28 protein-coding genes, 1 other RNA gene and 1 pseudogene are annotated in these 26,982 nt (G+C 63.4%); 17 read left to right on the top strand and 13 right to left on the bottom strand.

What is annotated here, in order from left to right; translation table 11 throughout:
• The first annotated feature begins 73 nt into the window (after positions 1 to 73).
• From ACZ89F_RS34590 to ACZ89F_RS34550, 9 genes are all read left to right on the top strand, one after another.
• Complete coding sequence (locus tag ACZ89F_RS34590; protein WP_476096694.1) at positions 74 to 988, top strand: DMT family transporter; 915 nt, start codon at positions 74 to 76, stop codon at positions 986 to 988.
• A 134-nt stretch (positions 989 to 1,122) separates the two neighbouring features.
• Positions 1,123 to 1,770 carry a thiamine phosphate synthase gene (locus ACZ89F_RS34585; protein ID WP_476096693.1) on the top strand — a complete coding sequence of 216 codons (648 nt, stop codon included), beginning with the start codon at positions 1,123 to 1,125 and terminating at the stop codon, positions 1,768 to 1,770.
• A 46-nt stretch (positions 1,771 to 1,816) separates the two neighbouring features.
• The gene (locus ACZ89F_RS34580) at positions 1,817 to 2,812 is read left to right on the top strand and encodes a tetratricopeptide repeat protein (protein ID WP_476097458.1); all 996 of its coding nucleotides are present in this window, start codon (positions 1,817 to 1,819) and stop codon (positions 2,810 to 2,812) included.
• Between the two features lie 141 nt (positions 2,813 to 2,953).
• The gene (efp, locus tag ACZ89F_RS34575; protein ID WP_013529127.1) at positions 2,954 to 3,520 is read left to right on the top strand and encodes an elongation factor P; all 567 of its coding nucleotides are present in this window, start codon (positions 2,954 to 2,956) and stop codon (positions 3,518 to 3,520) included.
• Positions 3,521 to 3,544: 24 nt separating this feature from the next.
• The gene (locus tag ACZ89F_RS34570) at positions 3,545 to 4,345 is read left to right on the top strand and encodes an inositol monophosphatase family protein (protein WP_056586436.1); all 801 of its coding nucleotides are present in this window, start codon (positions 3,545 to 3,547) and stop codon (positions 4,343 to 4,345) included.
• Positions 4,346 to 4,467: 122 nt separating this feature from the next.
• Entirely contained in the window at positions 4,468 to 5,154 is a 687-nt protein-coding gene (gene trhA / locus ACZ89F_RS34565) for a PAQR family membrane homeostasis protein TrhA (protein WP_476096692.1), read from the top strand.
• A gap of 108 nt (positions 5,155 to 5,262) precedes the next feature.
• Positions 5,263 to 6,288 (top strand): MotA/TolQ/ExbB proton channel family protein, encoded by a 1,026-nt coding sequence (locus ACZ89F_RS34560; RefSeq protein ID WP_027037204.1) that lies wholly within the window; start codon positions 5,263 to 5,265, stop codon positions 6,286 to 6,288.
• A 1-nt stretch (position 6,289) separates the two neighbouring features.
• Positions 6,290 to 7,321 (top strand): peptidoglycan -binding protein, encoded by a 1,032-nt coding sequence (locus tag ACZ89F_RS34555; protein WP_476096691.1) that lies wholly within the window; start codon positions 6,290 to 6,292, stop codon positions 7,319 to 7,321.
• A gap of 249 nt (positions 7,322 to 7,570) precedes the next feature.
• Positions 7,571 to 8,008 carry a hypothetical protein gene (locus ACZ89F_RS34550; RefSeq protein WP_476096690.1) on the top strand — a complete coding sequence of 146 codons (438 nt, stop codon included), beginning with the start codon at positions 7,571 to 7,573 and terminating at the stop codon, positions 8,006 to 8,008.
• A 76-nt stretch (positions 8,009 to 8,084) separates the two neighbouring features.
• Here the strand turns inward: ACZ89F_RS34550 and ACZ89F_RS34545 are convergent, their stop codons facing one another.
• Positions 8,085 to 8,438, bottom strand: coding sequence for a DUF1304 domain-containing protein (locus tag ACZ89F_RS34545; RefSeq protein WP_476097457.1), 354 nt, complete (start codon positions 8,436 to 8,438; stop codon positions 8,085 to 8,087).
• Positions 8,439 to 8,579: 141 nt separating this feature from the next.
• Here ACZ89F_RS34545 and ACZ89F_RS34540 point away from each other — a divergent pair, with 141 nt between their 5' ends.
• Entirely contained in the window at positions 8,580 to 10,067 is a 1,488-nt protein-coding gene (locus ACZ89F_RS34540) for a carboxypeptidase M32 (protein WP_476096689.1), read from the top strand.
• 36 nt (positions 10,068 to 10,103) lie between these two features.
• Here the strand turns inward: ACZ89F_RS34540 and ACZ89F_RS34535 are convergent, their stop codons facing one another.
• Positions 10,104 to 11,903, bottom strand: a complete 1,800-nt coding sequence (locus tag ACZ89F_RS34535) for an ABC transporter transmembrane domain-containing protein (protein ID WP_476096688.1) — start codon at positions 11,901 to 11,903, stop codon at positions 10,104 to 10,106.
• 207 nt (positions 11,904 to 12,110) lie between these two features.
• Between ACZ89F_RS34535 and rpmE the strand changes: the two genes are divergently transcribed.
• Entirely contained in the window at positions 12,111 to 12,332 is a 222-nt protein-coding gene (rpmE, locus tag ACZ89F_RS34530) for a 50S ribosomal protein L31 (protein WP_006327661.1), read from the top strand.
• 327 nt (positions 12,333 to 12,659) lie between these two features.
• On the opposite strand, the gene ACZ89F_RS34525 is transcribed toward rpmE, so the two are convergent.
• A complete protein-coding gene (locus ACZ89F_RS34525) occupies positions 12,660 to 13,301 on the bottom strand; it encodes a TetR/AcrR family transcriptional regulator (protein WP_476096687.1) in 642 nt (213 codons plus the stop codon).
• Positions 13,302 to 13,408: 107 nt separating this feature from the next.
• Here ACZ89F_RS34525 and ACZ89F_RS34520 point away from each other — a divergent pair.
• Together ACZ89F_RS34520 and ACZ89F_RS34515 are read left to right on the top strand one after the other, a co-directional pair.
• Positions 13,409 to 14,208, top strand: a pseudogene (locus ACZ89F_RS34520) (Rossmann-fold NAD(P)-binding domain-containing protein).
• A gap of 1 nt (position 14,209) precedes the next feature.
• Positions 14,210 to 14,686 (top strand): anthrone oxygenase family protein, encoded by a 477-nt coding sequence (locus ACZ89F_RS34515; RefSeq protein WP_476096686.1) that lies wholly within the window; start codon positions 14,210 to 14,212, stop codon positions 14,684 to 14,686.
• A 109-nt stretch (positions 14,687 to 14,795) separates the two neighbouring features.
• On the opposite strand, the gene ACZ89F_RS34510 is transcribed toward ACZ89F_RS34515, so the two are convergent.
• From ACZ89F_RS34510 to ssrS, 6 genes are all read right to left on the bottom strand, one after another.
• The gene (locus tag ACZ89F_RS34510; protein ID WP_476096685.1) at positions 14,796 to 15,122 is read right to left on the bottom strand and encodes an Rdx family protein; all 327 of its coding nucleotides are present in this window, start codon (positions 15,120 to 15,122) and stop codon (positions 14,796 to 14,798) included.
• Positions 15,119 to 15,868 carry a YebC/PmpR family DNA-binding transcriptional regulator gene (locus ACZ89F_RS34505; RefSeq protein WP_476096684.1) on the bottom strand — a complete coding sequence of 250 codons (750 nt, stop codon included), beginning with the start codon at positions 15,866 to 15,868 and terminating at the stop codon, positions 15,119 to 15,121. The genes ACZ89F_RS34510 and ACZ89F_RS34505 overlap by 4 nt, the downstream gene beginning before the upstream one ends.
• 252 nt (positions 15,869 to 16,120) lie before the next feature.
• A complete protein-coding gene (locus ACZ89F_RS34500; protein ID WP_476096683.1) occupies positions 16,121 to 16,888 on the bottom strand; it encodes a TerC family protein in 768 nt (255 codons plus the stop codon).
• Between the two features lie 68 nt (positions 16,889 to 16,956).
• Positions 16,957 to 17,781: a TIGR00282 family metallophosphoesterase gene (locus ACZ89F_RS34495; RefSeq protein WP_476096682.1), complete on the bottom strand. Its 825-nt coding sequence runs from the start codon at positions 17,779 to 17,781 to the stop codon at positions 16,957 to 16,959.
• Between the two features lie 70 nt (positions 17,782 to 17,851).
• Positions 17,852 to 18,439 (bottom strand): 5-formyltetrahydrofolate cyclo-ligase, encoded by a 588-nt coding sequence (locus ACZ89F_RS34490; RefSeq protein WP_476096681.1) that lies wholly within the window; start codon positions 18,437 to 18,439, stop codon positions 17,852 to 17,854.
• 61 nt (positions 18,440 to 18,500) lie between these two features.
• A non-coding RNA gene (gene ssrS, locus ACZ89F_RS34485) (6S RNA) lies at positions 18,501 to 18,656 on the bottom strand.
• Positions 18,657 to 18,805: 149 nt separating this feature from the next.
• Here ssrS and ACZ89F_RS34480 point away from each other — a divergent pair.
• From ACZ89F_RS34480 to msrB, 4 genes are all read left to right on the top strand, one after another.
• Complete coding sequence (locus tag ACZ89F_RS34480; protein ID WP_476096680.1) at positions 18,806 to 19,645, top strand: AAA family ATPase; 840 nt, start codon at positions 18,806 to 18,808, stop codon at positions 19,643 to 19,645.
• A gap of 91 nt (positions 19,646 to 19,736) precedes the next feature.
• Entirely contained in the window at positions 19,737 to 20,183 is a 447-nt protein-coding gene (locus tag ACZ89F_RS34475) for an N-acetyltransferase family protein (RefSeq protein WP_476096679.1), read from the top strand.
• Positions 20,184 to 20,189: 6 nt separating this feature from the next.
• Complete coding sequence (locus tag ACZ89F_RS34470; protein ID WP_476096678.1) at positions 20,190 to 21,380, top strand: vWA domain-containing protein; 1,191 nt, start codon at positions 20,190 to 20,192, stop codon at positions 21,378 to 21,380.
• 219 nt (positions 21,381 to 21,599) lie between these two features.
• Positions 21,600 to 22,004 carry a peptide-methionine (R)-S-oxide reductase MsrB gene (msrB, locus tag ACZ89F_RS34465; RefSeq protein WP_476096677.1) on the top strand — a complete coding sequence of 135 codons (405 nt, stop codon included), beginning with the start codon at positions 21,600 to 21,602 and terminating at the stop codon, positions 22,002 to 22,004.
• Positions 22,005 to 22,106: 102 nt separating this feature from the next.
• Here the strand turns inward: msrB and ACZ89F_RS34460 are convergent, their stop codons facing one another.
• The 4 genes from ACZ89F_RS34460 to pyc form a co-directional block, all read right to left on the bottom strand.
• The gene (locus ACZ89F_RS34460; RefSeq protein WP_476096676.1) at positions 22,107 to 22,418 is read right to left on the bottom strand and encodes a hypothetical protein; all 312 of its coding nucleotides are present in this window, start codon (positions 22,416 to 22,418) and stop codon (positions 22,107 to 22,109) included.
• 7 nt (positions 22,419 to 22,425) lie between these two features.
• A complete protein-coding gene (locus ACZ89F_RS34455) occupies positions 22,426 to 22,866 on the bottom strand; it encodes a hypothetical protein (protein WP_476096675.1) in 441 nt (146 codons plus the stop codon).
• Between the two features lie 201 nt (positions 22,867 to 23,067).
• Positions 23,068 to 23,328 carry a DUF2312 domain-containing protein gene (locus ACZ89F_RS34450; RefSeq protein ID WP_027027312.1) on the bottom strand — a complete coding sequence of 87 codons (261 nt, stop codon included), beginning with the start codon at positions 23,326 to 23,328 and terminating at the stop codon, positions 23,068 to 23,070.
• Positions 23,329 to 23,487: 159 nt separating this feature from the next.
• Complete coding sequence (gene pyc, locus ACZ89F_RS34445) at positions 23,488 to 26,946, bottom strand: pyruvate carboxylase (protein ID WP_476096674.1); 3,459 nt, start codon at positions 26,944 to 26,946, stop codon at positions 23,488 to 23,490.
• Positions 26,947 to 26,982: the final 36 nt, after the last annotated feature.

The raw sequence follows: 26,982 nt of genomic DNA, 5'->3' as shown, positions 1-26,982 counted from the left end.
CTCCTTTCTAATCCGATGGAAAGCCGCGTTGCCGCATGAGATTATAGCGATTGAACTGATACGGAGGTTTGTTGTGAACGAAACAGTGCGTGGCACGGTCGAAATGTCCGCCGCGATGGCGATCCTGGGAACGATCGGATGGTTCGTCGTCCTGTCCGGCCAGCCGATCATGGATGTGGTGTTCTGGCGTTGCGCTTTCGGCGCGCTGACGCTGCTCATCATCTGCGCCGCCCTCGGCTTGCTGCGCAACAGGCTGTCGCTGCGCATCATCGGCATCGCCGCGCTCGGCGGCGTCGCCATCGTCGTCAACTGGCTTTTGTTGTTTAGCGCTTTCTCGCGCGCGTCGATTTCGATCGCCACCGCCGTCTACAACACGCAGCCCTTCATGCTGGTCGGCTTCGGCGCGCTCTTCTTCGCCGAGCGGCTGACCCTGACCAAGCTGACCTGGCTGGCCATCGCCTTCGCCGGCATGGTGCTGATCGTGCAGTCGGCCCCCAATGCCGACCCCAATGCCGGCACCGGCACGGATTATTTTACCGGCATCGTCATGGCGCTGGGCGCGGCCTTCTTCTGGGCCGTCGCCGCTATCGTCACGAAGAAACTCAAGGGCACGCCGCCGCACCTGATCGCACTGATACAGGTCTGCGTCGGCGTCGTCATGCTGGCGCCCTTCGCCAATCTTACCCATCTGCCCACCGACCCATGGAGCTGGGCCATGCTGGCGACGCTCGGCATCGTCCATACCGGCCTGATGTACATACTGATGTACGGCGCCATCCAGAAATTGCCGACGCATCTGCAGGGATCGCTGTCCTTCATCTACCCGGTGGTCGCGATCCTGGTCGATGTCGTGGCCTTCGGCCATCGGCTGCATCTGAGCCAGATCGTCGGCGCCACCGCCATCCTGATCGCCGCCGCCGGCATGAATCTCGGCTGGACGCTGTGGAAGTCGAAACCATCAGTCGCGAGCCCGCACCCGATCAAGTGAAGCGGCCTGCCGGCAATCCGGCGGGTCAAACATCGCGATCCCGGCTGCCCGCCTGTTCAAGGCGGGCACTTTGCTCTATGCCGCAATCCAACCATCTTCGCCCGGCATAGGCGAAACGCGGGACCCGAAGAACCATGAATGACGCAACGCCCCCCAACCGCTGTCGCATCATACTGATCGCGCCGCCCGGCGTGCCGGCGGCCCGTATCGTGACTGCATTCGAAGGCGGCGACGTCGCTTCGCTGATCCTGCCCGAGAACGGCATGGACGAGGCCTCCTTCCAGGCTTTCGCCGAACAGATCGTGCCGGCAGCGCAAGCCGCCGGCGTTGCTGTCATCATCGCCGGCGACACCCGCATAGCCGGCCGTGTCCAGGCCGACGGCATCCATGTCGAGGTCTCCAAGACCGAACTCGCCGAGACGATCGAGCATTTCCAGGCAAAGATGATGGTCGGCACCGGCGGCGCCAAGACGCGTGACGACGCGCTCGAGCTTGGCGAAACGCGGCCCGACTACATTTTCTTTGGCCGCTTCGGTTACGACAACAAGCCCGAACCACACCCGCGCAACCTGTCGCTTGGCAGATGGTGGGCCGACATGATCCAGATCCCGTGCATCGTCATGGCCGGGTCCGACATCGCCTCGGTCGAAGCCGTGGGCGCCACAGGTGCTGAATTCGTCGCACTGTCGAGCGCCGTGTTTGCCGACGGCACCGATCCCAAGACAGCGGTCGCCAGCGCCAACGCGCTGCTCGACGAGACCGCGCCGCACTTCGAGGACTGACGTGCCCTCGGCGAGGCTTTCCCTCCAGGCTCTGCTTGCGGTGCTGATGGTCCAGGCGGCCGCCGCGGAGACCGTCCCGCTGCCGCAGCCCAAGCCTGGCATCAGCGCCCACGCCGACAAGCCGATCGACAAGCCGCTGCCGCAGCCCGCCACCACGGCCGAGCCTGCGCCGCTGCCGTCTGCCGACACCATCAACCCCGACCGCTTCGGCGCCAAGCCGGCGGATGCCGCCTATGGCGCCTTCCAGCGCGGGCTCTACAAGACGGCCTACAACCTTGCACTGGTCCGGGCGCAAAACGGCGACCCGGCGGCGCAGACGCTGGTGGCCGAGATCCTGTCGCGCGGGCTCGGTGTGCCGCTCAATTCGGCGGAAGCGGCGAAATGGTACGCGCTGGCCGCCGAACAGGGTGTGCCGGAATCGCAGTTCCAATATGCGCTGATGCTGCTCGACGGCCGCTACGTCAAGAAGGACGAAAAGGGGGCCTATGCCTTGATGCAGGCCGCCGCCGAAGCCGGCAACCGGCTGGCGCAGTTCAACTTCGCGCAGATGCTGGTCGAGCAGGACCCCGGCGACGCCGGCATAGCCAAGGCGGTCTCCTATTATGAGCGCGCCGCCGCGACCGGCCTCGCCGACGCGCAATATGCGATGTCGCAGATCTACGCCAATGGCGTCGGCGGCAAGCCGCGTGACGATGTGCAGGCAAGGCGCCTGCTGGCGCAGGCAGCACGGCAGAATTACGACACCGCACAGATCGATCTCGCCGCCTGGATGATCGAAGGCCGTGGCGGTGCGCGCGACCTGAAATCCGCCTTCGGCTGGATGAAGCAGGCGGCGGAGGGCGGCAATGTCGCCGCCCAGAACCGCCTCGCAAAACTCTATATGCAAGGCATCGGTACCGATCCGGACCTGGTCCTCGCCGGTGCCTGGTACATCGTCGCCCGTCGCGCCGGCCTCATCGATCCGCAGATGGACGACTTCCTGCAGGGGCTGAGCGACGACGAGACCAAGCAGGCCCTGCAGAAGGCGAACCGCCTGCCCTGACGGCGTCTCCGGTTCGGCGCCGACCTGGCGCTCCCTTGCCTCTTCTGACGATTTGTGGTCTTGGGAGCCCGAAATCGCTTTCCCAGCGAACATCCCCATACCAACGGCTTGGCCGTTGGTATCATTCCGGATCACCTCATCATGGCCAAGATCAATGGCAACGAAATTCGTCCCGGCTATGTCATCGAGCATGATGGCGGCCTTTGGGTTGCGGTCAGGACCAACACCGTCAAGCCCGGCAAGGGCGGCGCCTACAATCAGGTCGAACTGAAGAACCTCATCAACGGCACCAAGCTCAACGAGCGCTTCCGCTCGGCCGAGACGGTCGAGCAGATCCGGCTCGACCTGAAGGACTTTTCCTTCCTCTACGCGCAGGAAGACGCGCTGGTGTTCATGGACACCCAGAGCTACGAGCAACTCGAATTGAACAAGGACTTCGTCGGCGATCGCGCCGCCTTCCTGCAGGACGGCATGATGGTGACGGTCCAGCTCTATGAAGAGAGGCCTATCGGCATTTCGCTGCCCGACTATGTGACGCTGACCATCACCGAGGCGGACCCGGTGGTGAAGGGCCAGACGGCGGCCTCGTCCTACAAGCCGGCGATCCTGGAAAACGGCATCCGCGTGCTGGTGCCGCCATTCATCGGCGCCGGTGAGCGCATCATCGTCGACACCAACGAAATCACTTACGTGCGCCGCGCAGACTGACGCGCAGCACCGGGAAAAAGCACTATGGCACGCTCAGCCCTTCTCAACGTCATGGTCCAGGCCGCAATGAAAGCCGGCCGCTCGCTGTCGCGCGACTTCGGCGAGGTGCAGAACCTGCAGGTCTCGATGAAAGGCCCCGGCGACTATGTCAGCCAGGCCGACCGCAAGGCCGAGGACATCGTCTTTGCCGAGCTGTCCAAGGCACGGCCGGGCTATGCCTTCCTGATGGAAGAGCGCGGCGCGGTCGAAGGTGACGACGGCCAGCATCGCTGGATCGTCGACCCACTCGACGGCACCACCAATTTCCTGCACGGCATCCCGCTCTTTGCCGTTTCGATCGCCTTGGAGCGCCAGGGGCAGATCGTTGCCGGCGTTATCTACAATCCGGCGATGGACGAGCTCTACACCTGCGAACGCGGCGGCGGCGCCTTCATGAACGACCGCCGCTTGCGCGTTGCCGGCCGCATCAAGCTGGTCGACACGGTGATCGGCTGCGGCATGCCGCATCTCGGCCGCGGTCACCACGGCAATTTCCTCGTCGAGCTGCGCAATGTCATGGCCGAGGTTTCCGGCGTCCGCCGTCTCGGCTCCGCCTCGCTCGATCTCGCTTATGTCGCGGCCGGCCGCATGGACGGCTTCTGGGAAACCGGCCTGTCGGCCTGGGACATCGCCGCCGGGCTGCTGCTGATCCGCGAGGCGGGCGGCTTCGTCTCCGACATGGACGGCGGCCAGGACATGCTCGACAACGGCTCGGTTGTCGCCGGCAACGAGGTCATTCAACGCGCTTTGCTCAAGGTCGTTAAGAAGCCGCTCCCCTCTCGTTGACAGGCAACCCGCGGTGACTGCACGCCGCGCTGAAGCGCCGCAGTCGTAAAACCGCAAACAAGACTTGAAATACTGCTTGGCTGGCGCCCAGATTTGTGGTGCGCGGCGCAGGAAACCCGGCAGTGAACGACATCAAGCCCATCCCCGACATCCCGTTCATCGGACGCTGGCACTATTCGCGCGCCGAGATGATCGCCGACGGCATCGTCCACGCGGTCGGCATCGTGCTGGCGATCTCGGCCGGTTCGGCACTGCTGGCGCTGGCGGCCTTTCGTGTCGGACCGGGCGAATACATCGCCGCCGCCTTCTACGTGGTTTCGCTGCTCACCGTGCTGTCGGTGTCGATGACCTACAATCTGTGGCCGGTGTCGTCGCCGGCGAAATGGGTCTTGCGGCGTTTCGACCACGCCGCGATCTATCTCCTGATCGCCGCGACCTACACGCCTTTCCTGGCCCAGCTCGAAGGCTCGCCGCTGGCGCGCTGGATGATCGTCCTGGTCTGGACCGCGGCCTTGCTGGGCATCGCCATCAAGGTGTTTTTTCCCGGCCGTTTCGACCGGCTGGCCATCGTCTTCTATCTCGCCATCGGCTGGAGCGGCATCATCCTGGTCAAGCCGCTTGTGCAGACGCTGCCGACGACATCGATCGCGCTCATCGTCGCCGGCGGCATCGTCTACTCCTGCGGCGTCATCTTCTTCGCCTGGAAGGGGCTGCGCTTCCACAATGCGCTGTGGCACGGTTTCGTCGTCACCGGCGCCGGCCTGCATCTGGCCGCCATGGTCGACTGTCTGGTCATCAATCGCCTCTGACACAGACTATCGACGCGGCAATATTGCCAAGCGCCATTCAATTTGGTCACAATTCCGTTTAGAGTCGCGGTTTACGTGATCGGCGGCGGCATCGGAAACGGGGCACGGATGGCTTTTCTCAGATCCTTCGGCATGGGCAGACGTTCTGATGTCCTGATCTACGATCCGCACAAACTGTCGAGCCCGCAGGTCTTCCTGCTGACCATGGTGATCTTCCTGGTCATCGTCGCCTTTATCGCAGCCATCCTGACCCGACAGATCTCGACCGCCTTTGGCAGCAATCCGGGCCTCAACGGCCTGATCGTCGGCGTGCTGGTGGTCGGCATCCTGCTGGCCTTCGCCCAGGTCGGCCGGCTGTTTCGCGAAGTGCGCTGGGTCAACTCCTTCCGTGCCGGCTCGGAGACCACCGAACCGGTGCTGCTGGCGCCGATGAAGGCGATGATCGGCCGCTCCTCGGCGACGGCCTTCTCGACCAGTTCGATGCGCACCATGCTCGATTCCATCGCCACCCGCCTCGACGAAAGCCGCGACACCTCGCGCTATCTCGTCGGCCTGCTGGTGTTCCTCGGCCTGCTCGGCACCTTCTGGGGCCTGTTGAACACCATCGGCTCGATCCGTGAGACCATCGAATCGCTCGATCCCGGCACGGGTGATGCCGCGGCGGTGCTCGATTCGCTGAAGCAGGGGCTTTCCGCACCGCTGGCCGGCATGGGCACGGCCTTCTCGTCCTCGCTGTTCGGCCTGTCCGGCTCGCTGGTGCTCGGCTTCCTCGACCTGCAGGCCGGCCGCGCCCAGACGCGCTTCTACACCGAGCTTGAGAACTGGCTGTCCTCGGTCACCGATCTGTCATCCGACATCGTCGTTGCCGATCCGGCCAAGACCGAATCCTCCGACGAGATCCGGGTCTTGTCCGAACGGCTGCGCAGCATGCAGGAGAATGGCGGCGGCTCCAATCCGCGCGTCGCCACCGCCATGGCCAATCTCGCCGACGGCATTTCCGGCCTGGTCAAGAACATGCGCTCGGAACAGCAGATCATGCGCGACTGGGTCGAGGCCCAGTCCGACGAGCAGAAGGCGATGCGCAACACGCTGGAAAAGATCGCCGACGCCCTGAAGAAGCCCGGGGTCCACTAACATGGCACTCGCCAGGGGCCGGCGCACCGATCGCCGCATCGACTACTGGCCGGGCTTCGTCGACGCGCTGTCGACGCTGCTTTTGGCGATCATGTTCCTGCTCACGGTCTTCGTGCTGGCGCAGTTCCTGCTGGGACGCGAAATCTCCGGCAAGGATACGGCGCTCTCGCGCCTCAACTCGCAGATCAACGAACTGACCCAGTTGCTGGCGCTGGAACGCTCGACGGCGCAGGACAAGGATGATTCACTGGCCAATCTGCAGGCATCGTTGTCTGCGGCGGAAGCGGAAAAGAGCCGGCTCGAACAATTGCTGGCGCAAGGTGCTGGCGCCGGCGACGCCGCCAACCAGCGCGCCGCGGAGCTCGGCGGCGAACTCGACAGCCAGCGCCAGATCAGTCAGCAGGCGCTGAGTCAGGTCGAGATCCTCAACCAGCAGATCGCGGCACTGCGCAAGCAGATCGGCGCGCTAGAGGATGCGCTCAACGTCTCCGAAACCCGCGACCGCGATTCCAACACCAAGATCGCCGATCTCGGCCGCCGCCTGAACGTCGCACTGGCGCAGCGCGTGCAGGAATTGAACCGCTACCGCTCCGACTTCTTCGGCCGCTTGCGCGAAATCCTCGCCGACCGCGAGAACATCCGCATCGTCGGCGACCGCTTCGTCTTCCAGTCCGAGGTGCTGTTCCCGACCGGCTCCGAGGTGATCAACGACGCCGGCAAGGTCGAGATGAAGAAACTCGCCGACGCCATCATCGAGCTGCAGAAGGAAATCCCTCCCGAGATCAACTGGGTGCTGCGCGTCGACGGACACACTGACAACAAGCCGCTCTCCGGCACCGGCCGCTACCGCGACAACTGGGAGCTGTCGACGGCGCGTTCGACCTCGGTGGTGAAATTCCTGATCGAGAATGGCGTGCCGGCCAACCGCCTGGTCGCCGCCGGTTTCGGTGAGTTCCAGCCGCTCGATCCCGCCGACACCGAAGAGGCGCGTAACAAGAACCGCCGTATTGAACTGAAGCTCACCGAACGTTGATCCATCATCACGCGAACTCACGCGAATTTGTTCGTCGGCTCAACTCTAGGGCGCAGATCGAGGCCGGCAAGGCCTGAAAAGATTATCTTTTTTTAATTACACATTGTCGCAGTGGGGTCCTAGCTTTCCGCCTGGGCCGAGAACCGCCGGCGATGAATCCCCCTCATCGCGACGCGACGGAACCGGACGGCCCACGGCCGGAAGGCAAGCGGAACGACCGCCGCCTTCCTCTACAAGAGGAGACGCGTGATGCGCTCTTTCACTCCCAAGACCTCGCTTAGAACTGCGACACTCACGGCGTTCCTCATCGCCGTTCCGCTTGCCGGCGCCTATGCCGCGGGCCACCACAACAAAGGCGCTCTCGATGCGACCGACCCGACCGATTTCACCGGCCCGCGCGTCGAGGGTCTCATCCAACAGGTTCAAGGCGTCCATCAGGGCATAGTGGACGCGAGACAGGCCAACAACATTACGCCGGCCGTGGCGGAGCGTCTGGAAATGCGAACCGCCCGCATCAGTCAGGCGGCCGAGAAAATTGCGGCATCCGATCACGGCAGGATACCGGCCGCACAATACCATGACCTGCTGCGCCGTCTCGACAATGTCGACCAGCGCCTGAGGGTCGATACCGGCTCAGGTTTCCTGATGGGCGACGGCGCCGACGGCGGCAACTACCCGAACGGCTGAGACCACAGCGGCTGAAACGGTCCAAGAGGAAGGGACCGCCTGACGCCTCCGGGAGCCAATCACGCGGGCGTCCTTTTTACCAGCCCAGCCAGACCGCGATCAGGGCAACCACCGCCGGCACGGTCTGGATGAACAGGATCTTGCGGCCAACCGTGGCCGCGCCATAGAGGCCGGCAACAGCCACACACATCAGGAAGAACACCTTGATCTGGAAACCGGCCGCCCCGAGGTAAAGCCCCCAGATCAGGCCGGCGGCGAGGAAACCGTTGTAGAGCCCCTGATTGGCGGCCAGCACCTTCGAGGCGCTGGCGAATTCGGGCGTCAGATTGAAAGCCTTGTGCCCACGCGGCGTGTCCCACAGCACCATCTCGAGATAGACGATGTAGACATGGATCAAGGCCACCAGTCCGACCAGGATGTTGCCGATCATGTTGTTCCCCCCAATTGCCGCCGGCAGCATTTCACGCATGACCGGCCCTGCGCAAGATGCGTCCGCCGCACAGAAGCCGCAGGGTTGCAAACGCCTTTGCGTTGGTATCTTTTCGCGCCGTCCTCAATCACGGAAGCCGCCATGTCCTTTCAGAACCTCGACGATCTCGGCCACAAGCTCGAAGCGCTCGAGCATGCGCTGGCCATCCTCGGCGCCGACGAAGCCACCCACATGGCCGTCGGCGGTGGCGAGAAGCGCGCCGAGGCGATGTCGGCACTGGCCGGCATGTATCACACCAGGGCAACGGCGCCGGAAATCGCCGACTGGATCGCAGCAGCCGAACAGGAAGTGTTGGGTGAAGAGCAGCGCGCCGCCGTCGCCGAACTGCGGCGGCAATACACCAACCTGACCTGCCTGCCGGTCGAATTCGTCGAACGCCAGACGACCGCGCGCATGCGTTGTGAGCAGCTGTGGCGCGACCTGCGTGCCAAGAACGACTGGGCTGGCTTCCAGCCGGCGCTGGAGGGCGTGGTGGCGCTGGTGCGCGAGGAGGCGGCGCTACGTGCCGACGTGCTCGGCCTTGCCCCCTATGACGCGCTGATGGAGCAATACGATCCCGGCAACCGCACCGCCGATATCACGCCTGTGTTCACCGACCTTAAGGCTTTCCTGAAGAGCTTTGTGCCGGAGGCGCTGGCGATCCAGGACGCACGGCTGCGCAAGCGCCCGTTGAAGCCGCTGTCGGGCACCTATGCGATCGACCGGCAGCGCGAGCTCGGCCTTGCCATGATGGCGGCGGTCGGCTTCGACCTGACGCATGGGTCGCTGTCGGTGTCGCATCATCCTTTCTGCGGCGGCGTGCCGAGCGACGTGCGCATCACCACCCGCTACAAGACGTCTGATTTCCTGTCGGCGCTGATGGGCGTGCTGCACGAGACCGGCCATGCGCTCTACGAACAGAACCTGCCCAAGGCATGGTCGCACTGGCCGCTCGGCAAGGCGCGCGGCATGGCCGTGCATGAAAGCCAGAGCCTGTTCGTCGAAAAGCAGCTTGGCCGCAACCCGGCCTTCTGGCGCTGGGCGCTGCCGGTGGTCGAAAAGCATCTCGGCGAAGCCTGGTCGCTCGACGACATCCTGCCGCATGTGCATCGCGTCGAGCGCGGCCTGATCCGTGTCGATGCCGACGAGGTGACCTATCCCCTGCATGTCATCCTGCGCTACGAACTGGAGCAGGAGCTCGTCGCGGGCAGGCTGGAGGTGGCTGATCTGCCCGAAGCCTGGGACGCCAAGATGCGCGACTATCTCGGTCTTTCCACCATCGACAATCCGGCCGACGGGCCGATGCAGGACGTGCATTGGCCGGGCGCCGCCTTCGGCTATTTTCCGTCATACACGCTGGGCGCGATGATGGCGGCACAGCAATGGGCGGCGCTCACGCGGGAGCATCCCGCCGCCGACGAGGATCTCGCCAAGGGCAATTTCGAGGCGATCAACGACTGGCGCCGCCAAAAGATCTGGTCGCAGGGGTCACGCTGGTCGACGCCGGACCTGCTCGAACGCGCTACCGGCGAAAAGCTCAACGCCACCTATTTCGTGAACCATCTGAAGCAGCGATATGGAGCCGCGTAAGGACGGTCGGCACATCAGGAACGCAGATGGTTCTGACTACTCCGCCGCCCCTCTGAAGGCGCTGGCGCCGGTTTCGAACTGCAGCTTGGCCAGCCGCGCATAGATGCCGCCCTTGGCGACCAGGCTTTGATGCGTGCCTTCCTCGACGATCGAGCCGCCGTCCATGACCAGGATCCTGTCGGCCTTCAGCACCGTTGCCAGCCGATGGGCGATGACGATGGTGGTGCGGCCCTGCATCAGGCGTTCCAGCGCCATCTGCACCAGCGTCTCGCTTTCGGCGTCGAGCGCCGAGGTGGCCTCGTCGAGCAGCAGGATCGGCGCGTCGCGCAGGATGGCGCGGGCGATCGCCACCCGCTGGCGCTGGCCGCCGGACAATGTCACACCGCGCTCGCCGACCTGGCTGTCATAGCCCTTTTCGAGCTTGAGGATGAATTCGTCGGCAAGCGCATCCTTCGCCGCCGTCTCGATCTCGACCTTGCTGGCTCCCGGCCGGCCGAAACCGATATTGTCACGCGCGGTAGCCGCGAAGATGGTGACGTCCTGCGGCACGATGGCGATGCGTTGGCGGACCGAGACGGGATCGGCCTCGCGCACGTCAATGCCATCGATCAGGATCTTGCCGGTCTCGGGATCGTAGAAACGCAGGATCAGCGAAAAGACCGTGCTCTTGCCGGCCCCCGACGGGCCGACGATCGCCACCGTCTCGCCGGGCATGACCTGAAAGCTCAAGCCATGCACGGCGGCACGGTCGGGCCTTGCCGGGTAGGAGAAGGAGACGTTGTCGAAGATGATCGCACCCTTGGCGACCGCAGGCAGCGGCTTCGGATCGGCCGGAGCCTGGATCGCCGGCTTCTCGGCCAGGATCTCGGTCAGTCGTTCAGCAGCACCCGCCGCTTGCGCGAGCTCTCCCCAGACTTCCGACAGCGCGCCCAGCGCACCGGCGGCGAACACCGAATAAAGCAGGAACTGGCCGAGCGTGCCCGGCGATATCGAGCCTTCGAGCACGCCGCGCGAGCCGAACCACAGCACCGCCACGACGGACGAAAAGATGGTGAAAATGGCGAAGAAGGTGAGGAAGGAGCGCGCGAAGATCGAGGAGCGTGCCGCCTCGAAAGCGGCTTCCACCGCGGCGGAGAAATGCCCGGTGACCAGCTTCTCATTGGTGAAGGCCTGAAGCGTGCGCACGGCGCCGATCTGCTCGCTGGCATAGGCGGTGGCATCGGCAAGCGTATCCTGCGCCTGTCGCGACTTGGCGCGCACCGAACGGCCGAAGGCGACCAGCGGCAGCACGATGACGGGTATGGCGGCAATGACGAGGCCGGACAGTTTCGGGCTGGTGACGACCATCATCGCCAGCGCGCCAAGGCCGAGGATGACGTTGCGCAGCGCGACCGAAGCGGTGGCCCCGACCGCGGACTTGACCTGCGTCGTGTCGGCGGCGAGCCGCGACACGATCTCGCCCGACTGGGCGGTGTCGAAGAAGGAAGGCGACAGCGTCGTGACATGGGCAAAGACATCGCGGCGGATGTCGGCGACGACGCGCTCGCCGAGCGTGATGACGAAATAGTAGCGGCCGGCCGATGCCGCCGCCAGCACGGCGGCCATCGCCACCAGGGCGGCGAAATATTCGGCGATGAAGATGGTGTTGGCCGACGAGAAACCATGATCGATCATGCGTCGTACGGCCAGCGGCAGCGCCAGCGTCGTTGCCGCGGCGATGACCAGCGAGATGATGGCGCCGATGACCAGCCTGCGATACTGCGTGATGTAAGGAAACAGGCGCCTGAGCGGCTTGAGCGAGCGCCGGCGCTCGTCTGCGCTGCTGATTTGCGCCATCCCGATGTTTCCTCTAGCCGCCCTTGGCGTTTGCGCCCCAATATGCGCTTGCCACGGCCTTGTGATTCAATTCCGGCTGATGTATAGGCTCGCCGACCGTTTTAGAAGCCGTGGCTCCTCAATAGCTGCGGCTTCGAGTTTTAAAAAGGGGCGCATCGACGCAGGCTTATGCCCGTCGGCAGCGCCGGCAAGCCAGGAACCGAACCCATGAAGACCGACATTCATCCCGATTACCACACCATCAAGGTCGTCATGACCGACGGCACCGAATACATGACCCGTTCGACCTGGGGCAAGGAAGGCGATACGATGAACCTCGATATCGACCCGACCACCCACCCGGCCTGGACCGGCGGCCAGCAGACCCTGCTTGACCGCGGCGGCCGCCTGTCGAAGTTCAAGAAGCGTTTCGAAGGTTTCGGCCTCTAAGCCGTATTGCATGGCAGAATCAACCCGCCCTTGTGGCGGGTTTTTTGTTGACCAGGGCTCCCTTCTCCCCGTCACTATACGGGAGAAGGTGCCGGCAGACGGATGAGGGGCGGTGCCGACGTCGATAATTGGTTTGATTATCGAGACGGACGAGAGAAATTTCCGTGACAGTGCACTTTCCGCGATAAAGCGGCCATCAAATACCATAGGCCGCGCCGCCCCTCACCTGCCTTCCGGCATCCTCTCCCCGTACAGGACGGGGAGAGGGCGCTGTTGCAGGCGGTTTCGCTACCTGTCAACGATGCAGCAAAAGCGCCAAGGTCGTCCCTATCCGGCCAGCAATTCCCTGAGCGCCATGCGCTTGTAGGCGGCGACCAGCCTGTCGCCCTCCTGCCGCTCGACGGAGATCGCCAGCCGCATGGCCGCCTCGCCCATCTGCCAGATGAGGAACGCCGTGGTTTCCAGCGCCGACGGATCAGCCGCCGGCCGCAGCCGTTTCAGCACGGCGGTGAGGAACTCGGCATTGGCCCGGCTGTCGGCGAGTTCGAGCTGGCGTAGCGCCTTGTCGGCCTGCGTGCCCGACCAGATGTCGCGCATCACCGGCTCGGCCAGGAACAGCCGGTAATAGATGTCGACCAGCTCCGAAAACGCTTGGCCCAGGCCCTCGGCGTCGTTGACGCCGGCAAGCGTTGCCGAGATGCAGGCTTGGCTCTCGGCGGTGTAGCGCTCGGCCAGCGCCCAGATGATCGCCCGCTTGTCCGGAAAGAACTGGTAGAGCGAACCGATCGACACCCCTGCCCGTTCCGCCACCTCACCCATGCGCATGGCATCGCTGCCTTGCTCGGCAATCAGCGCCGAGGCAGCGGCCAGCATGCGCTCGACCCGCTCGCGGCTGCGCTGCTGGCTGGGCGCCCGGCGCGGCGAAGCAATCTGCTCCTGCGGGGAAACCGGCGTGGCCGTGTCTTCCATGACTAACTCCAATGCCGGCAAAATCGCTTGACTCGCAAAATACGAGGGTTTATCACGTTTTGCAAATGTGAGGATTATTCACCTTTTTCAAAACAGAGGAAACCACCATGAACAACCCGATATCGAAACCCATCTTGATCCTCGGCGGCACCGGCAAGACCGGCCGCCGCCTCGCCGAGCGGCTGACCACGCATGACACGCCGGTGCGGATAGGCTCGCGCACAGGCAGCCCACGCTTCGACTGGGAGGTTCCCGCGACATGGGCGCCCGCGCTCGACGGAGTGAGTGCCGTCTACATCAGCTACTACCCCGACATCGCCGTGCCGGGCGCCGCTGACGTCGTCGATGCCTTCGCCCGGCTCGCCGTGGCCAACGGTGTCACCCGGCTGGTGCTGCTGTCCGGGCGCGGCGAGACCGAAGCCCGACTGGACGATCCTGCGCTGCGCCTGGTTCTCGCAGAATTTCAGTGAAGGCTTTCTCGTCGAGCCCTTGCTGGAAGGCGAAGTAGCCTTGCCAGTCAGCAATGTCGGCGAGCCGTTCGTCGATGTCGACGACATCGCCGAAGCCGCCTTCGTCGCGCTGACCGAGCCAGGCCATGTTGGCCAGCTCTATGAGCTGACCGGACCGCGGCTCTTGAGCTTTGGCGACGCGGTCGCTGAGATCGGCAAGGCCGCCGGCCGCGACATCCGCTTTGTCAGAATCTCGCATGAAGAATTCACCGCCCGCGGTGGCTGCGCATGAATTGCCGCCCGAATTCGCCTGGCTACTCAATGAGCTGTTCACCCAGGTGCTCGACGGCCGCAACGAGTCGCTCACCGACGGCGTCCAGCGCGTGCTTGGCCGTGCACCGAAAGACTTCTCCACTTACGCAACCGAAACCGCCGCTAGCCGAATCTGGAGCAACTGAGATGACCAAGCTTCTTCCCGCCCTCACCATCATTGCCGCAATCGGCTCGGGCCTCGTCGCCGGCGTCTTCTTCGCCTTTTCCAATTTCATCATGGCGGCTCTTGCCCGACTGCCCGTCCCAAGCGGCATCGCCGCGATGAATTCTATCAACATCACGGTGATCACCCCGACCTTCATGACGGCGCTTTTCGGCACCGGCCTGCTCTGTCTGGTGCTTATCGCCGCCGCCATCATGGGCTGGAGCCAGTCCGGCTCGTACTGGCTGCTTGCCGGAGCGGTGATCTACCTGGTCGGCAACCCGATCGTGACCATGGTTTTCAACGTGCCGCTCAACGATGCGCTCGCCGCCGTCGACCCAGCCAGCAGCAATGGCGCCGCCGTGTGGGCGAACCATCTGAGCCAATGGGTGATGTGGAACCACGTTCGCACCATCACCGCAGTCGTGGCGATGGCCTGCTTTATCTTCGCATTGCTCTAGAAAGCAATTCCAGGAAAAGTGTGAAGCGGTTTTCCCGGGAAAAGCGCGCAGCGCTTTCCCTTGGGAATTGCGTCAAACAAAGCAGTCGACGAAACGCAAAAGGCTCCGCTCAGGCGGGGTCTTTTGGCGTATGCCCCTTTGACGTGTGGCCCTTGCGGTCGGCATGACCGAGATCGCGATCCGGGTCGATGACGTCGCGCACCAACTGCTTGAGTTTTGCCGCGTCCGGAAAGCCGCCATCGCGCTTGCGGTCCCAGACCAGCACGTCATTGCAACTGATGGTGAAGATGCCGCCGGTGCCGGGCACCAAGGTGACCTCGCCCAGATCGGTGCCGAAGGTCGACAGCAGCTCCTGTGCCATCCAGCCAGCACGCAGCAGCCACTGGCACTGCGTGCAATAGGTGATGCGGATGGCGGGGAGGAGCTGCTCGCTCATGCCGCGCTGAGCTTGGCCATGGTCTCGTCATCGACTTCGAAGTTGGCGTAGACGCTCTGCACGTCGTCGTCATCCTCGAGCGTGGCGACCAGCTTCATCAGCGACTGTGCCCGGTCTTCGTCGACCGGAACATTGGTCTGCGGCTTCCAGATCAGCTTCACCGACTCCGCTTCGCCAAGTGAGGCTTCCAGCGCCTTCGACACTTCGCCGAGATTCTCAAAGCCACAATAGATGGTGTGGCCTTCCTCGTCCGACTCGACATCGTCGGCGCCGGCTTCGATCGCCGCATCCATGATCTTGTCGGCGCTGCCCGCCGATGCCGGATAGTAGATTTCGCCTGCACGGTCCCACATGAACGACACCGAGCCGGTTTCGCCCATTGCCCCGCCGGCCTTGGTGAAGGCGGCGCGCACATTCGACGCCGATCGGTTGCGGTTGTCGGTCAGGGCTTCGACGATAACGGCGACGCCGCCCGGACCATAGCCCTCATAGCGCACCGCCTCGTAGTTCTCGGCATCGCCCATCGAAGCCTTGTTGACGGCGCGCTGGATGTTGTCCTTCGGCATCGACACCGCCTTGGCGTTCTGGATCGCCAGTCGCAAGCGCGGGTTCATCGATGGATCGGGCGTCCCGCTCTTGGCGGCGACGGTGATTTCGCGCGCCAGCTTGGAAAACATTTTCGACCGCACCGCATCCTGGCGGCCCTTGCGGTGCATGATGTTCTTGAACTGTGAATGGCCAGCCATGGCACCCCTGTCGTCTTCTCGGCTAGAGCATTCCGAAGCGAGGTGATCTCACCGCGTCTTCCGCAATGCCCGAATTCAAATTTTCAGAGCGTCCCAGGTGCAACTCGTGGAAGCACGGCGTTCTCTGTCGGAATGGCCGGCTTATAGATAAATCGGCTCAATTCGTCCAGCCGCAGCTATTGCGCCTCTAGCAACACACCGCTGGCTGCGCTGTTATGACGGTTGATGGCGAAGAAGCGGCGCTTTCGGGGGTCAGTGCCCGCCGCCCGACTTCGCCTTCTTGCGCCGCCGCGCCAGCATGTTGAGCCCTTCGACCAGCGCCGAGAAACCCATCGCCGCGTAAATATAGCCCTTGGGCACATGGTAGCCCATGCCGTCGGCGATCAGCGTCATGCCGATCATCAGCAGGAAGCCCAATGCCAGCATGACGATGCTCGGGTTCTTGGCGATGAAATTGGCCAGCGGTCCGGCCGCCAGCATCATCACGCTCACCGCGACAATCACGGCGATGTACATGATGGCGATCTCGTCGGTCATGCCGACGGCGGTGATGATCGAATCGATCGAGAAGACCAGGTCGAGCAGCAGGATCTGGAAGATCGCGCCGGCAAGGCTGATCTGCAGCGTCTCGCCCAGCATCGTGTCCTTGTGGTCGTCGGGATCGACCGTGTGATGGATCTCCTTGGTCGCCTTCCAGACCAGGAACAGGCCGCCGGCGATCAGGATCAGGTCGCGCCAGGAGAAGCCGTGGCCGAAGGCCGTGAACACCGGGGTCGTCAGCTGGACGATGATCGAAATGGTGGCCAGCAGCACCAGCCGCATGATCAGCGCCGCCGAAATGCCGAGGCGCCGGGCGCGAGCCCGTTGCGCTTCAGGCAGCTTGTTGGTCAGGATCGAGATGAAGATCAGATTGTCGATGCCGAGCACGATCTCCAGCACCACCAGCGTCAGCAACGCGACCCATGCCGTTGGGTCGGACACGAATTGAAAATGCGGCGCCAGGAATTCGATAAGCTGCATGGAGGTCGTCCCCTACGATCTAGAGCAGTGTCGCCGGCAATTAGGTACTGCGCGCGCCTATATCAATGTCACGACCAGAAAGACGGTGCGGTTTCCTCCAGCCGCGGGCCGCGACGAAACGGCGCGATCCGCTCGGCCAGCCCGGTGCGGTCGGAAATATCGACGCCGACGCCGCACAATGTCGCCGGTCCGGTGGCGGCCTCGAAACGCCCCTTCGGCACTTTCGACAGGAACCGGTTGAGCGGTTCCTCCTTGTCCATGCCGAGCGAGGAATCATAGTCGCCGCACATGCCGGCGTCGGACAGATAGCCGGTGCCGCCATTGAGGATCTGGTGGTCGCCGGTCGGCTGGTGGGTGTGGGTGCCGACGACGAGGCTGGCGCGGCCGTCTACGAAATGCGCGAAACACATCTTTTCAGACGTTGCCTCGGCGTGGAAATCGATGACCACCGCGTCCGCCTGCTCGCCGAGCGGACAGGCGGCCAGCTCGCGTTCGCCGGCCTGGAACGGATCGTCGAGTTCGGGATGCATGAACACCCGGCCCATGATGTTGGCGACCAGCACGCGCGCCCCGCTCCTGGCGATGTAGACCCCGGAGCCGCGCCCGGGCGTGCCTTTGGGAAAGTTGGAGGGGCGCAGAAAGCGCTCTTCGCGCGGCGCGAAGGCGAGCGCGTCGCGCTGGTCCCAGACATGATTGCCGGTGGTGACGACATCAGCACCGGCCGCGATCGTCTCGCGAAAGATCTCTTCGGTGATGCCAAAGCCGCCGGCGGCGTTCTCGCCATTGACGATGACGAAATCGAGTTTGAAGTCGGAGATAAGGCCAGGCAGTTGTTCCCACACTGCCGTGCGTCCCGTCTTGCCCACCATGTCACCGAGGAAGAGAAGTCTCATATGATCCCGCACCGAAGGTCAGCGAAAGCTGCATGACGCCCGTGAAAGATCATGCGTCCCTTGTACTTATCTACAATTTTGGCGCGAAGCGGCGCAACCCGCTCTCGGTGAGTATTTCCGGAATGATGACGTCGTGGTTCTCATCCGGCACCTGCGCCACCTCCTGGCAGTCGAAGGCGATGCCGACCAGCCGCGGCGGCTGGCCCTTGTCGACCAGCCTGGCGATGGCGCGGTCGTAATAGCCGGCGCCGTAGCCGATGCGATGGCCGCGCGCATCGAAAGCGGCGAGCGGCACCAGCATCACTGCGGGGTCGAGCACCTCGGCTTCTTCGTGCGGACCGACGGTGCCGAAACCCATTTCGACCATCGGCGCGCCACGCACCAGTTCGCGAAAAACGATGGTGGTCTTGTCGAGAATGGCCGGCAGGCAAAGCCGTGCGCCCTTTTCGCGCAAGGCAAACATCAGCGGCCTGACGTCGACTTCCGAGCGCATCGGCCAGAAGCCGGAAACGATCTGGCCCGGCTCGACGCCGAGGTGATCGCGTGCCGTCTCTGCCATTTCAAGCGCGACCTCCACCCGCCAGAATTCATCGAGCGCGTCGCGGCGCCCGAGGGCCTCGCGGCGAAGCTGCTTTTTCAGGTCTTTGGGAGGGGTCATGCGGCCAGGGTAGAAAAGGTCAGATCTGAATGAAGTGTCGGGAGCGACGCGTGGCAATAAGTGACGATCCACACAACCGGTGGAGAGAGCGATCCCGGGAACCTACAAAGTAGGTGGGCGCCGTGTGAGAAAACCCACGGGTCTTCCCAGGGACAGCTCCCTAAGGATCGTTAAGGCCCCGGGGAAAATGTTCTCCTGCCGGGAAGCACAGACCGTCCCAGCCAATATAGGCTGCCGGTCGGCCAAGCGCCAGTGAGACAGGCATTCTTTCCGTGTCGGCTTCAGGCCTCGCCCGCCGCCAACACCTCACCCTTGCACAGGCACGGCCGCGTCCTTACGGTCGCGATGACCAACCGAGGAGCAAGAATGCGTTTCGAAGGCACGGCGGCCTATGTCGCCGACAAGGATCTGATGGTGGCCGTCAACGCCGCGATCGCACTGGAACGGCCCTTGCTGGTCAAGGGCGAGCCGGGCACCGGCAAGACGGAACTCGCCCGCCAGGTGGCGTCAGCACTTGGCCTCGACCTCATCGAATGGCACGTCAAGTCGACCACCAGGGCACAGCAGGGGCTCTACGAGTACGACGCCGTCTCGCGGCTGCGCGACAGCCAGCTTGGCGATGTCAGGTTCAACGACATCAGGAACTACATTAAGCGTGGCAAATTGTGGGAGGCGTTCGCGGCCAGCAAGAAAGTCGTGCTTCTGATCGACGAGATCGACAAAGCCGACATCGAATTCCCCAACGATTTGCTTCAGGAACTCGATCGGATGGAGTTCTTCGTCTACGAGACCGGCGAAACCATCCGCGCCGCCGTCAGGCCGATCGTCATCATCACCTCCAACAACGAGAAGGAGCTGCCGGACGCCTTCCTGCGCCGCTGCTTCTTCCATTACATCCGCTTTCCCGACGTCGACACGCTGCACAAAATCATCGACGTCCACTATCCCGGCATCAAGCAGAACCTGGTGCGCGCAGCACTCACCCAGTTTTACGAAATCCGCGAGGTGCCGGGGCTGAAGAAGAAGCCTTCGACCTCCGAGGCGCTCGACTGGATACGCCTGCTGGTCGCCGACGACATCGCGCCCGAGGATTTGCGCGCCGATCCGAAGAACGCCCTGCCCAAGCTGCACGGGGCACTGCTGAAGAACGAACAAGATGTGCACCTGTTCGAACGGCTGGCCTTCATGGCGCGAAGGCAGCAATAGGGTAGCAGCGTTTAGCGCTTTCCCGGCTGTGGACCGTTGCCGGCAACCGAACAGGCAGGCAGCTTCGGCAAGAACCTTCGGAGGAGATAAAATGTCTGAGATTGTTGTCCGCCCGCTCGCGCAGTCCGACCACGCCGACTGGCGGCGCCTGTGGACAGACTACCTGACCTTCTACGAGACGAAGCTTCCCGAAGAGGTCTACGCAATCACCTGGAAACGGCTGTTCACGGCGGGCGAGTTCGAGCCAAAAGGCTTCATCGCCACGCTCGACGGCAAGGCCGTCGGCCTCACCCACTATCTCTACCACCGCTCCGGCTGGTCCGAAAAAAACAACTGCTATCTTCAGGATCTGTTTGCCGACCCTGAGGTGCGCGGCAAGGGTGTCGGTGCGGCACTGATCAAGGCGGTAAAAGAGGAAGCCGCAAAAATCGGCGTCAAGAACGTCTACTGGATGACGCACGAGACCAACACCACCGCGCGCAAACTCTACGACCATGTGGCGCGGCGAACCGGCTTCATCGAGTATGATTTGCTATAGAAGACAATGTTCATCCCCTTCTTCCTCGAACTGAAGGCAGCGCGTGTTCCCGTTTCGCTGCGGGAATATCTGTCGCTGCTGGAGGGGCTGGAAGCCGGGCTGGTCGACTATGACGTCGAAGGTTTTTATTACCTCGCCCGTGCGGCGCTGGTGAAAGACGAGCGCCATATCGACCGCTTCGATCAGGTGTTTGCGCATGTCTTCAAGGGCATCGAAGCGCTGGGCGGGCCGGATGCCGTCGATGTCGCCAACATCCCCGAGGAATGGTTGCGCCGCCTCGCCGAAAAGCACCTGACCGACGAAGAGAAAAAACTGGTCGAGGCACTCGGCGGTTTCGAAAAGCTGATGGAGACCTTGAAGCAGCGGCTCGAAGAGCAAAAAGGCCGCCATCAGGGCGGCTCGAAATGGATCGGCACTGGCGGCACATCGCCCTTCGGCGCCTATGGCTACAATCCCGAGGGCGTGCGCATCGGCCAGCATGAAAGCCGCAACCGCCGCGCCGTAAAAGTCTGGGACAAACGCGAGTTCAGGAATTTCGATGACGCCATCGAGCTCGGCACGCGCAACATCAAGATCGCGCTGAAGCGCTTGCGCCGCTGGGTGCGCGAGGGCGCCGAGGAGGAGTTCGACCTGCCCGGCACCATCCATGCCACCGCCGAGCACGGCTATCTCGACGTGCAGACGCGCCCGGAACGGCGCAACGCGGTGAAGCTCCTGATGTTCTTCGATGTCGGCGGCTCGATGGACGACCACATCAAAAGCGTCGAGGAGCTGTTTTCCGCCGCCCGCGCCGAGTTCCGCCAGCTCGAATATTTTTACTTCCACAACTGCCTCTATGAGGGCGTGTGGAAGGACAATCGCCGCAGGCATGCCGAGGTGATTCCGACCTTCGACCTGCTTCACAAATACGGCCCGGACTACAAGGTGATCGTCGTCGGCGACGCCTCGATGAGCCCTTACGAGATCGCGCACCCCGGCGGTTCGGTCGAACACTGGAATCCGGAAGCAGGCAGCGTCTGGCTCGGCCGCCTGCTGCAGCAATGGCCGAACGCGGTATGGCTGAACCCCGAAAATTCTAAGAACTGGGGCTACACCCATTCGATCGCGATGATCCGCGACATTTTCGGCGGCCGCATGTTCCCGCTGACGCTGGCTGGGCTCGAAGCCGCGACGAAGCAGCTTTCGAGGAAGCACTAGTTTTAGGAGGTGCGGGACTATCGCTTCACCAATCGTGGAAGTTGGCGCTGCCCCTCACTGTCCTGGCAGGCAGGTGAGGGGCAGCTCAGACGCTTGAAAGGCCAATGGAGCGAATCGACTTTGGAATGCCAGGCACTGGGCAGGTCTGTAACAAACGCCTATCTTCAGGCGAATATGAGGTTGCAATCAACAACGAGCCGGCAAGGCTGAGGAGATCAAATGGACACCCACACCTACCCCGTAACCCGCACCGACGCCGAATGGCGCGCCCGGCTGTCGCCGGAGCAATATGCCGTCATGCGCGGCCATGGCACCGAGCGGCCGGGAAGCTGCGCTTTGCTCTACGAGAAGCGCGCCGGCACATTTTCGTGCGTCGGCTGCGACCAGCCCTTGTTTGAATCCAAGCTGAAGTTCGAGAGCGGCACCGGCTGGCCGAGCTTCAACGATCCCGTGCCGGGCTCGGTCGAAAACACTGTCGATCGCAGCTACGGCATGGTCCGCACCGAATGCCACTGCGCCCGCTGCGGCAGCCATCTCGGCCATGTCTTCGAGGACGGCCCGCCGCCGACCGGCCTGCGCTATTGCATCAACGGCGTGGCACTGAAATTCGAGCCGGCGGCTTGAGTCGAAATTCGATTGAATGAATGAAAAGGGCGGCTGCGGCTGCCCTTTTCATTGCCCAGGTGGGAAACCCGGCGAACGCGATGGGCGCCCGTATCCGCGCTGTCAGACCACGACCGTCAGGATTAGCCACAATGTAGCGCCGAGCGTCATCAGCGAGGCCTTGGCGCCACCGGCCTTTTCCGTGGTTCGCCATACGGCAAAGGTCAGAAAGATGTTGTAGGGCACCGGCGCGAAATGCACCGCCAGAACCAGCGCGAGCGGCAGCTTCAGTCCGAGCAGGATGATCGCGGCCACCAAAGATGCGACGTTGAGCGCCGTGCCGACAAGAACAAGGTCGCGCCAGAACAGCCGGTCGAGCGGCACCAGGCCTTGCCAGCGGGAGCGGAAGAAGGATTCGACGCCTTCTGGCAACACTTGATATCTATCCCTGTCCCAGGACTTCTGTCACCGCGCGCTCGATACGCGAGCATTCGGTCACCAGCCAGTCGGTCATCGCTGGCCAATTGTCCTCGGCATAACAATTCACCCGCCACATCGAATTGATGCCGAGGCCCTCGCAACTCTGTTCCGGCCTGAGCTTCAGCCTGTCTTCGATATCAGGCTGGAACGGCTTCAACCGCGACCATGCTTGCGTGGCGCCGAACTTCTCGTTGCGGCCGAAAAAGACGCCGACATGGTTCTGCGCCGGCGCGACATACATGGAAAGGACCAAGGCGAAATCGGGCAGCCCGCGCTGCCAGAACCAGGGTCCGCGCCTTGCCATTAGAGCCCTTTCTTCCGGATGCCGCTCGGCGAACAGCGTCCAGAAGCCGCGCTGGCGGAATTCAGAGGCGCGGCGGGCGCCGAAATCGAATTCGCTCATGGTTCGATGCTCGCTCCAGCATCCTGCTCGGCCCGAGACTGTTTCGAAATTCGCTCTGGCGAGTCATTTGGTGGTGGTTTCGAGAACCGGAGCGCAGCGGACTTTTGAGTCCGTGAGCACAGTCCTACTGCGACGCAGTAGAACTGGGAAGCGCAGAAAACGCCATCAGATGGCCGCCGGAGTAGAATTTCCAGACAGTCTCTACACCATGCCGAGCGCGGCCTTATACAGATCGAGGATGGTTTCCTCTTCCTGCCGCTCGGCCTGGTCCTTCTTGCGCAGCCGGATGATCGTGCGCATCGCCTTGGTGTCGAAGCCGGTGCCCTTGGCCTCGGCGAACACTTCTTTGATGTCGTCGGAAATGGTCTTCTTCTCTTCCTCGAGCCGCTCTATGCGCTCGATGAAGGCACGCAGCTGGCCGGCGGCAACAGTCTGGCTGGTCTCGGTGATATCGTCGGCCATGTTTTTCTCCACATCGGTTTTGCGCCGCGACTCGGGATGCATGCAGCGGCGAATTGAGCGGGCTCGATGCCCGACCGGCGGCGGCGGGTCAAGCTGTTATCGATGATCGAACTGACGCTGCCGCCATGATGCGGACAGCCATCGCCAGGAAGGCACCAATTAGCTGAAGGCGATCAGCAGATCCTTGGCATCGATCTGGTCGCCGGCCTTGACCAGCACCTCGGCGACCGTGCCGTCACGCTCGGCATGCAGCGCCGTCTCCATCTTCATCGCTTCGATGGAAAGCAGCACATCGCCGGCCTTCACAGCCTGGCCGGCGGCCACCGAAAGCGCCGAGACGACCCCCGGCATCGGCGCGCCGACATGCGCCTCGTTGCCGGGCTCGGCCTTGCGGCGGGCTTTGGCGGCGGACGCGCCATGCGCCCTGTCGGGCACTTTCACGCGGCGCGGCTGGCCGTTGAGCTCGAAGAACACGGTGACCATGCCCTTCTCATCGACATCGCCGATGGCAAGGCACCGCACCACCAGCGTCTTGCCCTTCTCGATGTCGACGAAGATCTCGTCTTCCGGCTTCATGCCGTAGAAATAGGTGGGCGTCGGCAGGACGCTGACCGGGCCGTAGGTTTCCTGCGCACCGGCGAAATCCGTAAACACCTTCGGATACATCAGCCACGAGGCGAATTCGAACTCCGAAAGCTTGCGCTCGAGCTTCTCCTCGATCTCCTTGCGGCTCGCCTTGAGGTCGGCTGCCTTGAGCAGCGAGCCGGGCCGCACCGTGATCGGCTTGTCGCCCTTCAGCGCCTTCTTCTGCAGCGCCGCCGGCCAGCCGCCGGGCGATTGGCCGAGATCACCGCGCAGCATCGAGACGACCGAGTCCGGGAAGGCGATATCCCTGTCGGGATTTTCGACATCGGCGACGGTCAGGTCCTGGCTGACCATCATCAAGGCCATGTCGCCGACAACCTTGGACGACGGCGTCACCTTGACGATGTCGCCGAACATCAGGTTGACGTCGTGATAGGTCTGCGCCACTTCGTGCCAACGCGTCTCCAGCCCGAGCGAACGCGCCTGCTCCTTGAGGTTGGTGAACTGTCCGCCCGGCATCTCGTGCAGATAGACTTCCGACGCGGGTCCCTTGAGGTCGCTTTCAAAGGCGGCGTACTGGTTGCGCACCGCTTCCCAGTAGAAGGAGATGTTGCGGATCCATTGCGGGTCGAGGCCGGGGTCGCGTTCGGTGCCCTTCAGCGCCTCGACGATGGAGCCGAGACATGGCTGCGAGGTGTTGCCCGACAGCGAATCCATCGCCGCGTCGATGGCGTCGACGCCGCTGTCGACCGCCGCCAGCACCGTCGCCGCCGACAGGCCTGACGTGTCATGGGTGTGGAAATGGATCGGCAGGTCGGTCGCCTCGCGCAGTGCCTTGAACAGCACGCGCGCGGCGGAAGGCTTCAGCAGCCCGGCCATGTCCTTGACGGCGATGATGTGGGCGCCGGCCGCCTGCAATTCCCTGGCCAGGCCGACATAGTATTTGAGGTCGTACTTCGCCCGCGCCGGATCGAGGATGTCGCCGGTGTAGCAGATCGCCGCTTCGATCAGCTTGCCCTCGGCGCCGACCGCATCCATGGCGACGCGCATGTTCTCGACCCAGTTCAGGCAGTCGAAGACGCGGAACAGGTCGATGCCGCCGGCAGCCGCCTGCTTGACGAAATGCTGCACGACATTGTCGGGATAGTTGGTGTAGCCGACGCCGTTGGCGCCGCGCAGCAGCATCTGCAGCAGCAGATTGGGCGCAGCCTCGCGCACCAGCGACAGCCGCTCCCATGGATCCTCGGTGAGGAAGCGCATGGCGACGTCGAAGGTGGCGCCGCCCCAGCATTCGAGCGACAGAAGCTGCGGCAGGGCCCGCGCATAGGTGCCGGCGATCCCGGCAATGTCATGCGTGCGCATGCGCGTCGCCAGCAGCGACTGATGGCCGTCGCGCATCGTCGTGTCGGTGACCAGCACCTCTTTCTGGTCGCGCATCCAGGCGGCGAATTTCTGCGGTCCGAGCACGTCGAGCTTCTGCTTGCTGCCGCCGGGCACATTGCCGTTGAGGTAGGGCACCACGGGTGCGGCCGCATCAGCCTTCGGCTGCGGCCGGCCGCGAGTCTCGGGATGCCCGTTGACCGACACGTCGGCCAGATAGTTGATGAGCTTGGTCGCACGGTCCTGGCGCTTGACCTGCTGGAACAACTCCGGCGTCGTGTCGATGAACTTGGTCGTGTAGGAATTGTCGGCGAAGCTCGGGTGGTTGATGATCGCTTCGAGGAAGGTCAAATTGGTGGCGACGCCGCGGATGCGGAACTCGCGCAGCGCCCGGTTCATGCGGGCGATGGTCTCGGCTGGCGTCGGCGCCCATGCCGTCACCTTCTCCAGCAGCGGATCATAGAAGCGGGTGATGACCGCGCCCGAATAGGCGGTGCCGCCGTCGAGGCGGATGCCGAAACCCGTCGCGCCTCGATAGGCGGTGATGCGGCCGTAGTCCGGGATGAAGTTGTGCTCGGGGTCTTCCGTGGTGATACGGCACTGCAAGGCGTGGCCGTTCAGCCTTATGTCCTTCTGTGCCGGCACGCCCGATTCCGGCGTGCCGATGGCAAAGCCGTCGAGGATATGGATCTGCGCCTTGACGATATCGATGCCGGTCACCTGCTCGGTGACGGTATGCTCGACCTGGATGCGCGGGTTGACCTCGATGAAGTAGAATTTGCCTGTGTCGGCGTCCTGCAGGAACTCGACCGTGCCGGCACCTATATAGCTGGTCTCGCGGGCGATCTTCAGCGCATGACCGCAAAGCTCCTCGCGCTGCGACATTTCGAGATAGGGCGCCGGCGCCCGCTCGACGACCTTCTGGTTGCGGCGCTGGATCGAACAGTCGCGCTCGAACAGATGCACGGTGTTGCCATGCGTGTCGCCCAGCACCTGCACCTCGACATGGCGGGCGCGCTCGATCAGCTTTTCGAGATAGACCTCGTCCTTGCCGAAGGCGGCCTTCGCCTCGCGCTTGCCTTCCGTGACCTCACGGGCAAGGTCGGCCTCGGCGCGGATGGCGCGCATGCCGCGGCCGCCGCCTCCCCATGATGCCTTCAACATCACCGGGTAGCCGATTTCCTTGGCCAGTTTCTTGACCGCATCCATGTCGTCCGGCAACGGATCGGTGGCGGGAATGACCGGCACGCCGACCTCGATGGCGAGATTGCGCGCCGCGACCTTGTTGCCGAGCCGCCGCATCGTGTCCGGCTTCGGCCCGATGAAGGTGATGCCGGCCTCGGCACAGGCGTCGGCGAATTCGGGGCTTTCCGACAACAGCCCGTAGCCGGGATGAATGGCATCGGCGCCCGAAAGCCTGGCGACGCGGATCACCTCCTCGATCGACAGATAGCTTTCGATCGGTCCCATGTCCCGGGTCAGATGCGGCCCGCGTCCGACCTGGTAGCTCTCGTCGGCCTTGAAGCGATGCAGGGAGTACTTGTCCTCCTCTGCCCAGATCGCCACGGTTTTGAGGCCGAGTTCGTTGGCCGCGCGAAAGACGCGAATGGCGATTTCGGACCGGTTGGCGACGAGGATCTTCGTGATGGCCAAGGACTGGGCTCCAGCAACGGAAGGAAGAGAAATCGG

Source organism: Mesorhizobium sp. USDA 3734 (genome assembly GCF_056279665.1).
The sequence above is the reverse complement of the archived record's forward strand: the minus strand, read 5'-3'. Positions and strand labels throughout refer to the sequence as shown.